Annotated in this window: 15 protein-coding genes and 1 tRNA gene; 6 read left to right on the top strand and 10 right to left on the bottom strand. The window is 37.1% G+C overall.

Annotation, left to right across the window (positions count from 1 at the left end; translation table 11 throughout):
- Positions 1 to 18: 18 nt before the first annotated feature.
- The gene (locus BMY14_RS08785) at positions 19 to 1266 is read right to left on the bottom strand and encodes an MFS transporter (protein ID WP_245741337.1); all 1248 of its coding nucleotides are present in this window, start codon (positions 1264 to 1266) and stop codon (positions 19 to 21) included.
- Positions 1267 to 1698: 432 nt separating this feature from the next.
- Here BMY14_RS08785 and BMY14_RS08780 point away from each other — a divergent pair, with 432 nt between their 5' ends.
- Positions 1699 to 2616 carry a LysR family transcriptional regulator gene (locus BMY14_RS08780; protein ID WP_019552859.1) on the top strand — a complete coding sequence of 306 codons (918 nt, stop codon included), beginning with the start codon at positions 1699 to 1701 and terminating at the stop codon, positions 2614 to 2616.
- Positions 2617 to 2682: 66 nt separating this feature from the next.
- Here the strand turns inward: BMY14_RS08780 and BMY14_RS08775 are convergent, their stop codons facing one another.
- Both BMY14_RS08775 and recA read right to left on the bottom strand, forming a co-directional pair.
- Positions 2683 to 3192, bottom strand: coding sequence for a hypothetical protein (locus BMY14_RS08775; RefSeq protein ID WP_091830941.1), 510 nt, complete (start codon positions 3190 to 3192; stop codon positions 2683 to 2685).
- Positions 3193 to 3300: 108 nt separating this feature from the next.
- Positions 3301 to 4386, bottom strand: a complete 1086-nt coding sequence (gene recA, locus BMY14_RS08770; RefSeq protein ID WP_245741335.1) for a recombinase RecA — start codon at positions 4384 to 4386, stop codon at positions 3301 to 3303.
- A gap of 227 nt (positions 4387 to 4613) precedes the next feature.
- Between recA and BMY14_RS08765 the strand changes: the two genes are divergently transcribed.
- Positions 4614 to 6158 (top strand): ABC-F family ATP-binding cassette domain-containing protein, encoded by a 1545-nt coding sequence (locus tag BMY14_RS08765; protein ID WP_091830937.1) that lies wholly within the window; start codon positions 4614 to 4616, stop codon positions 6156 to 6158.
- A 112-nt stretch (positions 6159 to 6270) separates the two neighbouring features.
- Here BMY14_RS08765 and BMY14_RS08760 read toward each other — a convergent pair whose 3' ends face one another.
- From BMY14_RS08760 to BMY14_RS08750, 3 genes are all read right to left on the bottom strand, one after another.
- Positions 6271 to 7521, bottom strand: coding sequence for an SH3 domain-containing protein (locus BMY14_RS08760; protein WP_177177528.1), 1251 nt, complete (start codon positions 7519 to 7521; stop codon positions 6271 to 6273).
- A 177-nt stretch (positions 7522 to 7698) separates the two neighbouring features.
- On the bottom strand, positions 7699 to 8478 hold the full coding sequence (locus BMY14_RS08755; RefSeq protein ID WP_019552864.1) for an EFR1 family ferrodoxin: 780 nt from the start codon (positions 8476 to 8478) through the stop codon (positions 7699 to 7701).
- A gap of 322 nt (positions 8479 to 8800) precedes the next feature.
- Positions 8801 to 9094 (bottom strand): hypothetical protein, encoded by a 294-nt coding sequence (locus BMY14_RS08750; RefSeq protein WP_091830934.1) that lies wholly within the window; start codon positions 9092 to 9094, stop codon positions 8801 to 8803.
- A gap of 135 nt (positions 9095 to 9229) precedes the next feature.
- Between BMY14_RS08750 and BMY14_RS08745 the strand changes: the two genes are divergently transcribed.
- The 4 genes from BMY14_RS08745 (at position 9230) to BMY14_RS08730 (ending at position 12221) form a co-directional block, all read left to right on the top strand.
- Positions 9230 to 9616, top strand: a complete 387-nt coding sequence (locus BMY14_RS08745; RefSeq protein ID WP_177177527.1) for a helix-turn-helix domain-containing protein — start codon at positions 9230 to 9232, stop codon at positions 9614 to 9616.
- Between the two features lie 140 nt (positions 9617 to 9756).
- The gene (locus BMY14_RS08740; RefSeq protein ID WP_091830930.1) at positions 9757 to 10095 is read left to right on the top strand and encodes a TM2 domain-containing protein; all 339 of its coding nucleotides are present in this window, start codon (positions 9757 to 9759) and stop codon (positions 10093 to 10095) included.
- 385 nt (positions 10096 to 10480) lie between these two features.
- Positions 10481 to 10885, top strand: coding sequence for a hypothetical protein (locus BMY14_RS08735; RefSeq protein WP_091830928.1), 405 nt, complete (start codon positions 10481 to 10483; stop codon positions 10883 to 10885).
- Entirely contained in the window at positions 10869 to 12221 is a 1353-nt protein-coding gene (locus BMY14_RS08730) for a 4Fe-4S binding protein (protein WP_091830926.1), read from the top strand. Before BMY14_RS08735 ends, BMY14_RS08730 begins: the two co-directional genes overlap by 17 nt.
- 129 nt (positions 12222 to 12350) lie before the next feature.
- Here the strand turns inward: BMY14_RS08730 and BMY14_RS08725 are convergent, their stop codons facing one another.
- The 4 genes from BMY14_RS08725 to BMY14_RS08710 all read right to left on the bottom strand — a co-directional run bounded on the left by BMY14_RS08725 (position 12351) and on the right by BMY14_RS08710 (position 15377).
- Entirely contained in the window at positions 12351 to 13196 is an 846-nt protein-coding gene (locus BMY14_RS08725; protein WP_091830924.1) for an aldo/keto reductase, read from the bottom strand.
- Between the two features lie 155 nt (positions 13197 to 13351).
- Complete coding sequence (locus tag BMY14_RS08720) at positions 13352 to 14176, bottom strand: helix-turn-helix domain-containing protein (RefSeq protein ID WP_091830922.1); 825 nt, start codon at positions 14174 to 14176, stop codon at positions 13352 to 13354.
- A 212-nt stretch (positions 14177 to 14388) separates the two neighbouring features.
- Positions 14389 to 14465: transfer RNA gene (locus BMY14_RS08715), tRNA-Arg, on the bottom strand.
- A 48-nt stretch (positions 14466 to 14513) separates the two neighbouring features.
- Positions 14514 to 15377, bottom strand: coding sequence for a hypothetical protein (locus BMY14_RS08710; RefSeq protein WP_091830921.1), 864 nt, complete (start codon positions 15375 to 15377; stop codon positions 14514 to 14516).
- Positions 15378 to 15444: the final 67 nt, after the last annotated feature.

Below are 15444 nucleotides of genomic sequence, written 5' to 3'. Positions count from 1 at the left end.
ATTATGAGCAATAACAATTTAATTTTGTACTGCTTTTTTCAAATTGCGCATGTCATTTTGTTCATAAATTAGCAATTGACTGAACGTCAATTGGAAACACAGTGCCAGTGCCCCTATCAAAAGAAGGATGACCATCAAAATAATGCCCGTCCAACCATAATTTTTCAAAAAAACACCGCCTACAGCCCCGATCGCACTACCGCCTACGTAATAGAAAAACATATACAAAGACAAGGCAGAGGCTTTTATCTTAAAAGATGCTATTTTTCCTGCCCAACTGCAAGCGGCAGAGTGACTGCCAAAAAAGCCAAAAGTTAAAATTGCCAAGCCAAAAATTTTAATAATAAGGCTTGTTGCCAGCGTCAAAGTCACCCCAACGATCATAATCATAAGACCAAAGCATAATATGCGCCCATTGCCATATTGATCTGACATACGCCCCAAAACCGCAGAACCAATTGTGCCAAAAACATACATCAGAAAAATAAATCCAATTAATGTTTGACTTAAATTGTAAGGAGCTGCCATAAAAATATACGTAATATAATTATAAATACAAGTAAAGGCACCAAAGATCAAAAATGCTATACCATAAATCCCCCAAAGCTTGGTGTTGGTAAAAGTTTCTTTTATATTTTCCCAAATAGGAACAGACTGTCTTCCAGCCGCTGGTTTGTTTTTAGCTGCCGGCAAAGCAAAATAAAACAGCACACTAATCAGCACATAAATTAGCCCCACACTGCCAATCCCAACTCGCCAAGAAACATAATCGGTGAGCACACTAATTACCAAACGCCCCACCAAGCCACCGATTGTAATCCCCGCGACATAAAAACCTACAACCCGACCAATCACAGCTGGTTCGAATTCTTCATTGATATAGACCAAAGCTAAAGCCGGATACCCCGCCAATAAAAAACCCTGTAATGCCCTAATTTCCAAAATAAGCTGAAAATCCGGACTGACTGAAACACCAATTGCCAATAACGATGATATCAGTAAAGCAACCGTCATTGTATATTTACGATTTAATTTTTTGGCAAAACCGGCAATCAGCAGCATCGACACTGCCATTCCCATTGTGGCGAAAGACATTGCAAGACCTGCCGTCATCGGCGTCAACTTAAAGTTTTCTGCCAAAACCGGAATAATCGGCTGCACAAAACACTCGACGCCAAAAGCAACAAAGCTCCCTAAAAACAGACTCGCAATTGCCCGCCAATATTTTACTGTACCTTTTTGTATATATTCATTCACTATGATCATCCTCTTATATAGCAACTCTTTCTTTATCTTTATACTACGCGCCCCCTATCTATGTGTCCAATACACCGTTTAGATATAAATGATAACCTCCGTGCATTATATTAAATATTTATACCGATAGCTCTTGCAATGATCTATGTTTATCGGTTACGTTAATTTAAATCATGCACAATAAACATAATTATTATAATTAAATAACATAAATATAAAACATATATTAAAGCCAATCAATTACTAATAGTTATTATTATATTTACTTTAAGCTATAATTCGCGTAAATATAAGTTTTCAATAATAAATATCTATATAAATAATAAAAAATAGTCATGGAATTTATTGAATTTTTCTATTATAATAAAATTCAAACAATACTTTTTATGCATCATAAAGTCAAACGGTAGTAACTATTAAATACAATTTGGGAGGATTCCTGTGGAATTAAATCAATTAGAGTACTTCAAAGTATTGGCACGTATCAATCACTTCACGCAGGCAGCTGAAAGTATATCCGTATCACAGCCTGCACTCAGCCGTTCAATTGCAAAATTGGAAAAGGAACTTGGTGTTCCGCTTTTTAATCGTGTCGGTAAAAAAATCAAATTAACACAATATGGCCAGACTTTTTTAATTCACGTTGAACGAGCTTTGCAAGAAATTGCCAACGGCAAGCAGGCTCTGGTTAATTTGTCCGAACCTGATCAAGGTGTAGTAAGTTTATCTTTTTTACATTCCTTAGGCAGTTATTTAGTCCCTGTCCTTTTAAGTAATTTTAAAAAGAAATACCCTAAAATTCAGTTTAATTTAAATCAAAACAACTCAGCTTTACTGACCAAAGAGTTAATCGATGGTGATACCGATCTTTGTCTTTGCTCAACATTAATGACAACGGAAACTCTAGGCTGGGTTTCACTTTGTTCCGAAGAACTTTTTGTTATTGTCCCCTCGAAGCATCCCCTGGCTAAACGAAAAAGTATTCGTCTTGAAGAAATCGTCCATGAACCATTTATCACCTTCAAACCGATGTATGGACTCCGTTTGCTTGGTGATCAATTCTTTGAAACAGCATCGATTCGTCCAAAAATTACATTTGAAGGCGATGAAATCATGACTGTTGCCAGCCTGGTTGCCGCTAATCTTGGCGTTGCCCTTATCCCTCATATACCCGGCCTCGAATATCTGGAAATCGTCTTTATTCCTGTATCAGCACCGCTTTGCACGCGGCCTTTAGGAATTGCCTGGAATACAAATAAGTATCTTTCTCCGGCAGCAAGAAAGTTTCAACAATTCATTATTGATGCCTTTGCGAATCAGGAATCTGTGCCGCTGGCACCTTATATCAAAGAATTTTAAAATGAAGAATCACAAAGAAATCCCCTGAAATATGTTTTGCTGAAAAACATATTTCAGGGGATTTCTTTATATTTTCTTTGGTAATTTTTCCAGCATGATTCTGGCTAAAATGATTCCCAGTAAACCGGTAACAATTTGCGGCCAGCTCATCATGAAGGATAAAATAGCAGCAGTCTTTTCTGGCAGGTGCAGCATGTGGATAACCCACAAAGAACCTACATACAAAATAGCCATTTTTATAAAAGGAGCCAGCCAGACAAATTTTTCCTGCCAAAATTTCCGGCAATAAAGAACATAAACGATATTGCCAACCGCCACAATTGGAATCATAAAAACAATCGCCAGCTGCCCCTGCATAAATGCCACAAGCGGCAATAAAATAGCAATGATACTAGTTGGCATCACCCCTGTATAACAGATAGCCAGAATAAGTGTCATATTGAGTAAACTACCAATCAAAAACATTGTAATTGGACCCGGCAGGGGCAATACCACACGAATATTTTGAATGATCAATGCAATTGCCAAAAAAAGTGCGGCGTATACAAATAATTTCCCTGCATTTTTTTCCTCCATCTAAAAACCTCTTTTCCCGCTAAACAACTACTCCCCATTATAGCAAAAAAGACAGCTATGCAAAACCAGCTGCCTCTCAAAAAATAAATCTATGAAATTATCATTCTCTCATTCTGTTAATTCTTTATCTGTGACTTCAACGTCAGGTGCCGGCACTGCTTTTTTATCCGCTTCCGCCGTTTTATCAGCAAGTAAGATGGCTCGAATTTTACTTTCAATCTCATCGGCCAACTGTGGATCTTCCATCATCGTTTTCTTTACATTTTCCCTGCCCTGACCAACTCTTTTGTCCTGATAGGAATACCAACTGCCACTTTTGTTGATGACTTCCATCTCTGTCCCAAGATCAACAATAATACCTTCACGCGAAATACCATGCCCATACATAATATCAAATTCCGCTTCTTTAAAAGGTGGCGCGACTTTATTTTTCACAACTTTCACCCGTGTTCTAGTGCCAACGATCACATTATCCTGTTTTATCGGTTCTTTTTTTCGCACATCCAACCGAATCGAAGAATAAAATTTTAAAGCCCGTCCGCCCGTCGTAACTTCTGGACTACCAAACATAACTCCCACTTTTTCACGGATCTGATTGATAAAAATAACCGTAGTCTGCGATTTACTGACAATACCAGTCAGTTTTCGCAAGGCCTGTGACATCAATCTTGCATGCAAACCCACGTGAGAGTCGCCCATTTCGCCCTCAAGCTCGGCTTTCGGTACAAGAGCGGCTACTGAATCAATTACAATAATATCAACCGCAGCACTGCATACAAGTGCATCTACAATATCCAGGGCTTGTTCTCCATAATCAGGCTGCGAGATCAGAAGGTTATCTATATCTACCCCTAAATTACGTGCATAACTGGGATCTAGTGCATGTTCTGCATCAATAAATGCTGCCACGCCGCCTAACTTTTGAGCTGCTGCTATAATATGCAGAGCCACTGTCGTTTTTCCCGAAGACTCCGGTCCAAAAACTTCAATACATCGACCACGCGGAATCCCGCCCACACCGAGTGCGACATCAAGTGGTAATACGCCAGTCGGTATTACTTCTATATTCATTTTTGCTGCCGCATCACCAAGTTTCATGATGGAACCTTCACCAAAATCTTTACGGATCTGCTTTAAGGCAGAAGCCAAAGAGGCTTCTTTATTACCAGTTTTATCGATTGATTTATCTGCCATTGCCATCGCTCCAGACATTCACTTCATTTCTCTTAAACATATCACAAAACAAGTGTTCTGTAAAGAAATATAAAAGAAAAGCAACCCCGAATATAGATTAAACCAATATAATTCTCAAATTTGTGTTATAGTAGAAGATATTGACTATTTTCGTAAAAAAGAGACGTCGCTTGCACGTTTGTATAAAATAAACAGATTTACGAGAACGAGAAGGAAGTAATAGCACAATGAGTATTTTAACAGTTGAAAATATGAGCCATGCCTTTGGTGAAAGAACCATCTTCAGTGATGTATCCTTTCGACTATTGAAAGGCGAACACATCGCCTTAGTCGGTGCCAACGGCGAAGGTAAATCGACCTTTATGAAGATCATCACCAACCAATTACTGCCAGATGCAGGAAACATTGAATGGAGCAATAAAATCAGCGTTGGCTATATGGATCAGCATGTCGACTTGAAAAACGGTAATACCGTTGAAACCGTACTAAAAGGTGCCTTTTCCTATTTATTTGATCTTGAAACGCAAATTGCCGACTTATATAATGACTTTGGCAATTTAAGCGAAGAAGAAGGTACTAAGACCTTGCAAAAAATTGCCGGCATGCAGGATATCTTAGATGAAAATGATTTTTACGGTATTGATTCAAAAATTCAAGCTACGGCAGCCGGTCTTGGCATCCGCGAATTTTTAGATGTCGATGCATCAAATTTAAGCGGTGGACAAAGAACCAAAGTCTTACTGGCAAAATTACTTTTAGAAAAACCAGATGTTTTACTACTGGATGAACCAACTAATCATTTGGATGAAGAACATATCGAATGGCTTAAAAGTTATTTGATCCACTATGAAAATGCTTTTCTCTTAATTTCCCATGATAGTGAATTTGTCAATGATGTCATCAATGTCGTCTATCATTTGGAACACAAAAAGCTAACCAGATACGTTGGCAACTATGTGCATTTCCTTAAACTATATGAAATTCAAAAAGAACAACGCCTGATCGAATACAAAGAACAGCAAAACGAAATTTCCAAGCTTGAAAATTTCGTTCGGAAAAACAAAGCCCGTGCCTCTACCGCCAAACAGGCAAAATCCAGAGAAAAGAAATTAGAGAAAATCGATCGTATTGAAATAAAAAGCGAAAATATGAAACCTCAATTTCAGTTCAAAAAAGCTCGTCGCTCCGACAGCATGATCTTCCAATCCAAAAATCTAGTAATTGGTTATCAAAAACCACTGAGCAAATCCCTCAATTTAAAAATGCAAAGAGAACAAAAAATAGCTATAGTCGGTGCTAATGGCTTGGGTAAATCTACCTTGCTAAAAAGTCTGCTCGGTTTATTAGAACCAATCGATGGAAATATTGATTTAGGTGATTACCAGTCTATCGGCTATTTCGAACAGGAATTGGCCGAAGAAAATACGAGTATCGTACTCGATGATGTCTGGTTAAAATTTCCTGAAGCAACCCGCAGCGAAGTACGACGCAACTTAGCTCAATGCGGACTGAGTCATCAGCATATTGAAAGCCCAATCAATCGCCTAAGCGGTGGTGAACAGGCCAAAGTAAGATTATGTAAGCTTATTAATAAGCCAACCAATATACTCGTTTTAGATGAACCGACCAATCATCTCGACGTTTATGCAAAAGACGAATTAAAACGTGCCCTAAAAGCCTATGAAGGCAGCATGATTTTAGTATGTCATGAACCGGAATTTTATAAAGACATCGTAACCGATGTATGGAATTGCGAAGACTGGGCAATCTAAAGTATCCCCTATTTTCACCAAACGGAAACGAAATACAAAAAAGCCCGCAAACACATTAACGATTTCACCTGAAATCCAATACGTTCGCGGGCCTTTTTATATCAAATTACAATTAATATTGCCATTCTTTAACTGTACGCAAGCCTTCCATAAAGCTTTTACCACTTCGCAACGGGGTATTTTTTATATCTGTTGTGACAACTTGCATCACTGGCACTCTTGCCAAACGCCCGTCACTGCCTACATTATTACTGTCACCATAGGAACCTAATGAATTGATCACATAATACTGATCATCCATATGTCCAAGATAAAGCATCACGTGTCCATCCATATGAAGTGTAGCCCCCGGCAACGTTGAATCCAGAACCGACTGCACATTTTGTGGTGTAACGCTTTGGACCTTCCCGACTGCAACCTCCTGCGTATCCGCATCACGCGGCATCATAAAACCAAAAGAGCGATAAATATCCATAACAAAGCTCGAACAATCCACACTATTTTCCAGGCCGCCCCAGCCATATGGCTGGCCATAAAATTTAAAAGCCTGTTTAATGATATTCGCACGTGTATAAGGTAAATTTCCTAAATGCACCTGACCATCAGCAGAAACTGTTTTTTTGATAAAAACTGCTTTCCCATCACTCTGCCGTTGTGGTAATTTTACAATATAATTATTCTTATCTTTACCAACAACAGGTAAATGCGACCCCATTTCCAGCAATAAAGCCTCAGACTTCGTTTGTAGATTGAGTTCCGCCACCGTCACTACCAAAAAGCGATCCGGATTTTGCCATTTCAGCCACTCTTTATAACTCGTTTCGGCAATATTATCAGCCCAAACCCAGCCTCGATAATTATTACTTTGGACAAAATTCCATTTTTGATCGGTACTCTTATATAATATAGCTACTGCCTCACCCGGATTGATAATCGTAGCTTGCAAGGAATCAAACTCCTGATCATCCGCATCATCAAAAATCCCCTCAGTTGCAGGATATAAACGTAAAGAAGAACGTCTAACCGCTAATCCCCATTTTACGGGATTATCAACGGCTGCGGCTCCTAGATTCATGTTACTCAATATTTGATTTTTAAAGGAACCCGAAATGGGCTGCCCGTTCACATACCCTGTCGGAAAATCATTTTCCTGTAACATGGCTTGCAGCGTCGTGCCTTTAACAGATTTCGGATAATTCTTTAAATCATAATTCGTGGTCGGTTGTTTACGAAGCATCTCTTTATTATATTTTGTAATGTCATTACTATTCATAATAACGGCATCACCATTTTTTAAATTTTTGCGCCAAAAATCCACATTATTAACATCCGCTGAACTTGCCAGTACAGAAACTGAACTCACTGCGTAATATATGAAAACCATGGCACAGGAAACTATAAACCTGTTTTTCAAACTAAAATTCCCTTTTAAAAACTGCATGGACGAATCAATTCCTTTCATTTTACTTTCTAACAGGATAACAAAATGATTTTTGAAACTCCTTTGACTAAAAAATTACTGATACGGAGGATTACAAATTTATTTAGTGATCAATTCTTTTACCGTAATTTGCGGATGACGATAACGTCGACGGCCAGACGTACGTTTGCCGAACTCAATACATTGTACTGGGCAAACATGCAGGCACGCCAGACATTCCTGGCAATTGTTCAACCACTGAACCTTACCCGACTCCAATTGAATATTTCCCACTGGACAGATTTTCTTACAAAGTCCACACACCGTACAAGAATCAGCGCAGGAGAATTTTTTATACGAATTCGGCAGTTGATTTTTTTGCCAATAACGTGAAATCGCCGTCCAAAGACTTTTGATATGTTCCCCGTCGAAATGATGTTCTCGCTTAGAAATCATAGCGATGATGCGATCGAGTTTACGATCCGCTTTTGCCAACAATTTATCTTGTTTATCAATAGAAGGCAATGCAGATAATGGAAGATAAATGGATAACATTTGCACAAGAAACCCCGCCGAAAGCTGCTGATCTTTTTTCCCTAAAATATGCTTAACCCGACTCAAAGCGCTACTAAACGCTGAACTTCCGCATGTCACAACAGCAAATACATAGGCTGCACTGGGTATTTCTAATCGTTCAACAAACTCCCTCACCAATGGTGGAACACTAAAATAATGCAGGGGAAAGACCAAGCCAATCTGATCGCCATCTACTAAAATTTTATTTTGATCGCCAAGTGAGGCCATTGCCACTAGCTTACAATCCCCTATTCCTTCACTGATTTTCTTAGCAGCATGGAGCGAATTTCCGGTAGCTGAATAATAATAAATCGTTGTTTTCATCTAAAAATCAAGACCTCCCTGAATGAAGCTTATTTAAAAACTGCATGAACGAATCAAATTCTTTCGTGCTGCTTAAAACAAGATGCATCTCTATTATCGCATTTTACGATCGAAAAGGATAACAAAATGATTTCTAAAACTCTTTTCTTTATAATTAGGAAACATTTTTTTATAATTGTAAATCTCAGTCTTGTAAATCCATCTTATATTTTATTTCGCTAAAGGAAATAAAATAACCTGCCCTAAAGGAGTGCTGCCGTCTACCTTATAAAAGAAAAATACCTCTCTTTGCGAGAGGCATTTTTTTGTAGACATCCGTAAACTATCTTCGTACCGGACCCCATGTTAAAGATTCCAAAAGCATTCGTACACCATCGGAAAACCCTTGGTCATAAAAGATATCTTCGGCAATACTTTCCTGCAGTCCAAGTTTATACCAACTCTCCCGTATTTTTGTCATAGTTTCTTGCGGTAAATTTGCTTCTAATTCTTTCTCTAATTGATTGATCGCCTTCTGCGCCCAATAATAATCTGCCGATATGTCCTCCAAGTTTTTCAAATTCCCTTCTTCGTGCTTCAACAATAACTCCTGTGTTGCCATTTCAAAAACTTGCATAATACTCTCTCCCTTTAATATTTATTTCTGTTTGTGTATATTATACTATTCAAACAGAAATAAATCAATAACATTTTACAATTTTATTTACAAACAGAGGTTTTAATGTTATTTTTTATATGGGAAGGTGACATTTTGGATATTTTAAATACTCGTTTTAAAAACATTCGTGAAAAATTACATTTGAGTCAAAAAGATTTAGGTAACGAATTAGGGCTATCTAATTCTGGTATTTCTAATATTGAAAAAGGAATTCGCAGCGTAACAGATAAACATATAAAATTATTATCTGCTGTATTTAATGTAAATGAAACTTGGCTGCGCACTGGTATCGGTGAAATGTTTATCGAACCTGACGACTCTGCTATAGAACAGCTCGCAAAGACCTACAATCTGGATAAATTTGACCAGCAGCTGCTTCTTACATATTTGGAACTCCCCAAAAGCGACCGTGCTATTTTAAAGAAATATATTCTTAATTTATCTGCAAAAATTTCCGCACCAACATCCAGCACGGATTAAGCTATCCCATCACAGAAAATAGGAACAGATGGCTTATCCGATCGGGAAATTTTAAACATTATAAACGAAATATTAAGCTAGAATAAACTTAGTAACAACTGCATTGCAGCTTACAATAAATTCAAGAAAGAAGTGTTGATATGGATTCAAATTTATTAGCAAAAAGCAATCTATCCCCTGAACAATTAGTATTATTACAAAGCGAGTTTGACAAAAAGAAAAAATCAAAAACAATCGCTTATTTATTATGGTTTTTTACCGGAGCTTTTGGCGGTCATCGCTTTTATGCTGGGGATACCATTCGAGGAATATGTATGTTATTAACACTTGGCGGTATCGGAATTTGGGCACTTATTGATGTGTTTTTTATCGGCAGTCGCATTGAAGAAAAAAATGATGGCCTAGAATCAAATATTTTACAAGATGTTTTAGCTATTGCCGCTTCTAAAAAAGAAGCATTGTCCGAAGCAGTCCAGTAAAATGAATCATCTATCTCTATTGCAATTATTTATTATGTAAATTCATTAAGACTATCAAAAAAACAACGATCCACGCAAAGCTTTATGGCCTTGCTAACCGGGTTATTGTGATAAAATTATTAATAATGTCATTCAACTTTATACAGTGCCTAAATAAAGAGACGACTAGAATAAAATCTAGTCGTCTCTTTATTTAAATTGATCTAATTCTTCCCACCCTAAAAACAGCATTTACTGAAACGGCAGAGTGATATATTGAATGGATATTAAATATATCATTTATATCAATATTAATAATTTTCATAAGTTATTAACATGTTCTTCATAGTTCCTTGATATTTAAATTGTAAAATAAAGCCAAACATAATAAGAGAAGGTGTTCTGTTTGAAAAAATTCTGGTTGGGAATTTTAATCAGCCTTGCAGCAGCAGGGATTTTTTTATCACCAAGCTATGCAGCGAATCATTCTAATGAAACAGTCGTTAATCAACATACTACAATGGTTATGGACGATGGTATGGAAATGTCGCATGAACATGCTTCCGATGCAAGTACGTCGGAAGGAAATACTATGTCCGGAGAAGATATCCATAAAAGCCACGGTTCTGAAAATGCAGGTAAAGAACCAAATCACCATAAACATGATGACCGGACAACAGGAAAAGCAGGTGTCGGTCCTAATTGGCCATTTATCTATACCTTTTTGTTGTTTAATACTATCGTTGTTATTTCTGCTGGCGTAATGAAATTCAGAAACAAGGAGGTGTTGGGAAATGGACGAAAAATTTAATTATGTATTAAAAAGAATTTTTAAAAGTCGCTGGTACCCTGGAATCTTGCAATGGCCTACAGCTATCGTATTTTGCGTTATTATCTTTCAAATGCTCTTTGGAAGTTCTTCCCCGCATGATAATTTCGGTACTGCAATGACATGGATTTTTTGGTGGTCTATTATTCCGCTAACCTTCTTGATTGTAGGACGTGTTTGGTGTGCAATTTGTCCTTTTGCCATGTTAAGTGATTTTGTGCAAAAATTTGTAGGCAATCATCGTCCCGTACCTCGTTTTTTAAAAAAATATGGCATATGGATTATTGATTTTATATATGTGCTAATTACCTGGAGTGATCATGTTTTTGGTATGGTAGAATATCCCCGAGGCTCTGGCGTTATAATGCTCTTAATTACCACAGGTGTAATCGTTTCCGGAGCTTTTTTTGAGCGTCGAACTTGGTGTCGTTATCTTTGTTTTTTAGGTGGACTATCAGGGAATTATTCACGTAGTGCAGCTTTAGAACTTCGGAGTTCTCCTGAAACATGTAAAACATGTAATGTAGCAGCTTGCTATAAGGGGGGAGAGCAAGCTCCCGGATGCCCAATGTTTGAATTTCCTAAAACAATGGACAGCAATGCTTCCTGCAATTTTTGTGGAGACTGTATAAAAAATTGTCCCAATGATTCTATCAAGGTTTCCCTTCGTATGCCAACAAAAGAACTTTGGTTTATTCAACGCCCTAAAGTTGCAGAAGCTTTCTTAGCGGTAATTATTATGGGAATCGTTTTTGTTCAAAACATTACAATGCTTGACGTCTGGGCTGAAGCACAACATTACCTAGAAATATTTTTAGGCACAGATAATTATGCGATAACATTTACCGTAATTTTTGCTATTGCCATGGCTATTCCTGTTTTATTACTTTACATTACCAGCTGGATTAGTTCTCGTATAAACTCTGCTTCGACATATATAAATTTTGCTCGTTTTGGCTATGCATTAATCCCCTTGGATTTTGCCGGACATATGGCACATAATTTATTTCATTTGCTTGCCGAAGGAAAAGCTGTTTTGTATGCCGGTATGGCAATGTTTGGAATACATGTACAGCCAACTTCAACAGCAGTACTATCGGCAAACACAATAGAAATCATGCAATTTGCATTGTTGTTCTTAGGTGTAGTAGGGTCTGCCTATACAGCATATCGTATTTCTGGATTTAATTACGGACCACAAAGCAATGATCCGAAAAAACAAGCAATATACTCCTATGTTCCTTATGTGATATTAATTATTCTATTGACTCTGTTAAATGTATATATTTTCCTACTTCCAATGTCACATCGTGCCTAACTGTCACAGCTTCTTGATTCACTCTAAAAAAACCACCGTCGAAGCACCCTAAGCACAGGTAAGTGCCACATTAGGAATAAATGATAAAATCCGCAATCTTTATAGTTAAAGGTTGCGGATTTTTATCATTCAAAACTCTTCGTAACTGGCTGGATTTTGGTTAGCAAGACGTCCATTTTCTTGATTTAATGTCGAAATCATCATCATATCTTGTTCGCTTAAGGTAAAGTCAAAAAGAGCTAAATTTTCAAGTTGGCGTTTGGGAGAGGAAGACTTTGGTATAGGAATGGATCCGAGTTGTATGTGCCACCGAAGAATGATTTGTGATATGGATTTGTGATGTGTTTCTGCAATTCTTAAAAGTTCCTTATTTTCCATCAGTAGAGTATTTTTGCGACCTAAGGGACTCCATGATTCAGTAATAATTCCGTGTTTTTGATTATATATAAGTTGTTCTTTTTGCGAGAAAAAAGGATGTAATTCAATCTGATTGATGCTTGGTATTACGCCAGTTTCTTGAATCAATCGTTCAATATGCTCTGGCAAAAAGTTACAAACTCCAATAGATCGGATTAACCCCCATTTTTTTGCATCGATTAACGCTTGCCACGCTTCTACATATAAATTTTTAATCGGGTTTGGCCAATGAATTAAATAAAGATCATAATAATCTAAATTTGCTCGATATAAAGATTCTTGGATCGTTGTAATGGCTTCATTATATGAATGATGTCTTCCTGGTAATTTGGAAGTAATCAGTAGCTGCTCTCGTGGAATGAATGAACGTCGCACAGCTTCACCAACTACTCCTTCATTTTCATAATTAAAAGCTGAATCCAATAAACGATAGCCAATATTTATGGCGCTTAGTATTGCCTGTACCCCTGCAGCCCCATTTAATGTATAGGTGCCAAAACCAACACGTGGTAATGCTAAACCATCGTTTAAGATGACTTCGGGAATTGTATTTTTCAAAATCCATCCACCTCAATACTTTGTTTTAGATATATTATATACCGACTGCTCTGGAATGTCATTCTATTAGTAAATACTATCAGGTATTTATCTTACATTTTACTTGTCAAAAATTTAGGGCAGGCAACGTGATGGATAATATTTTGAAACAAATTCTATCTATTTTTTGCTATTATGCAACAAACTGCATGTTGATGTGCCAATCCAGCTGAATTACAGTCTATAATTTGCTCATCATAATATAGAATTTGCCAATCTGCATAGAACTTAGGCACATCACCTGATAAATAAAAGAATTCATTTTTCTCCCAGTCTGGTGCAATCTTGATAAAAGGCTTTTCTACAAAAACTAGATGTGCATTAATTCCTCCGACAGCCGTATTTTTCTTATAATTTTCAAAATGATCTTTTCTTTGATCAAGCGGTAAAAATTGTAAACTTCCACTTGAATAAATAATATTATATGTTTTTTTCAATTCGTAGTTAATCATATTTTCATGCAAAATATTAACATTACAGCCATTTTCTACACTATATTTCTGTATTTTTTCTATACCAGGTTCAGATATCTCTAACGCATCGACTTGAAACCCATTCTTTGCAAAATATACTGCATCACGACCTTCGCCGCTTCCAATGTCTAGCAAACTTCTATTTGGTATATCATCAACTAATTTTATAATTTGTTTTGCTAGTAAAGACGGTTCCTTCCCCCAATAATACGTTTCTTTTTGATATTGATTATCATATGGGCTTGTCTTTTCTATCAAGATCTCGCCAACTAACAAATAATCTATAGATACTTGTAAGACTTGTGCCAACAATGGTAATATCCCTGTATCAGGCAATGAATCACCATTCTCCCACTTAGAAATTGCTTGTGGCGTAACATTTAAAAAAGAACTCATTTTTTCTTGCGTATAATTTTTATTTTTTCTCAATAGCGCAATTCTTTTCCCAAATTCTATATTATTCAACATAAAGCATCATCCTTAATTTTAATTAACAGTATTGTCAAAAATAATTCTATGCTTAAATATATTGAATGTCCAACAAATATTATTTGAAGTTTCTACATAAAAATCAACCAGTAGTTGTTTTGGCTTTTCCATTTGAAATGCTCATGAACACCACTAACACTTGACAAAGAACCAAAAAAAGCCCCCCATCGCTGGGAGGCATTGATTTCATTTGGTGTGATTGGGGGGAGTCGAACCCTCGACCTATTGCTTAGGAGGCAACCGCTCTATCCGTCTGAGCTACAACCACACACTAAGTTATAGTATAACAAAGCAATGATTCTTTGTCAAAATTTCTCTATTCTACATTGTAGCGAGAAACCCAGTCTTTATGGGATGCGATGTATTTTTTTAGTTCCTTGATGCCAGCATCTTCGTTACTGTCGGGTACAATAGAATAAAATCTGCCATCGATTCCGTCCGTTTCAACAATCCAGCCCTTGCTTTCATTCCAGTAATTATAGGTCATGATTTTGCTTGTTTCGTTCGTTAAATTATAGATCTTTTTGCGGAATTTTATTTCCGTCACTTTGCCGCTCGTATTGCGTTCTTCCCATACCCAAAGGGTTGCCGTATTACCACGCAGACGAATTGTGGTGGTGTCAGCCCAGCATACGGTAGAACCGTCTGCTGCTTCGGATTTCCACAAGGTTAACCAGCGGTCACTTGCTTTGCTCTGCTGGGTTTCATGTTTGTTAAATACCTGATCGACAATCAGACAATAAAAATCTTCATCAAAAGAGCGAGAATTTATCTCTTTCACGATAGGTGTACTGGTATCTTTCGACCATAATACATTCCCATTCACATCATAAAAAATCTCCTGTACATATTCTACCGTACGCTCCTGTGGATTTATATGAAGTCTGGCTAAACTATAGCTGAGTCTTGCCGGATCTGGAATAATAGCTTGAATTCCATAATTCGCAATTGTTTCTGCCGCACCAGCATAATCATAACCGGTTTTGGTCCAGGCTTCAATTTGAGTTGCGATATTATTTTTTTGCACGGTGACCACAACTCGTTCCGGTGCAAAGTATTTACTGTATTTGCTATCCGATGAAATCCACTGCCACTCTGTTTCCGCACTTGCTACCTGGATATTTGCTATAAGAAATGTAAACAGCAAAAACAACAGCATGATTTTTGAATGTTTCAACATATCATCTCTCCTCATATTGGCTGGATCAATAAAAATCACAGCTTATTTAAATTACGAACTCTTTTCT

It is taken from the genome of Propionispira arboris, assembly GCF_900109225.1.
GTDB classification, from domain to species: Bacteria; Bacillota; Negativicutes; order Selenomonadales; family Selenomonadaceae; genus Propionispira; species Propionispira arboris.
Note: the sequence above shows the minus strand (reverse complement) of the source record. Positions and strands in the feature narration are given on the sequence as shown.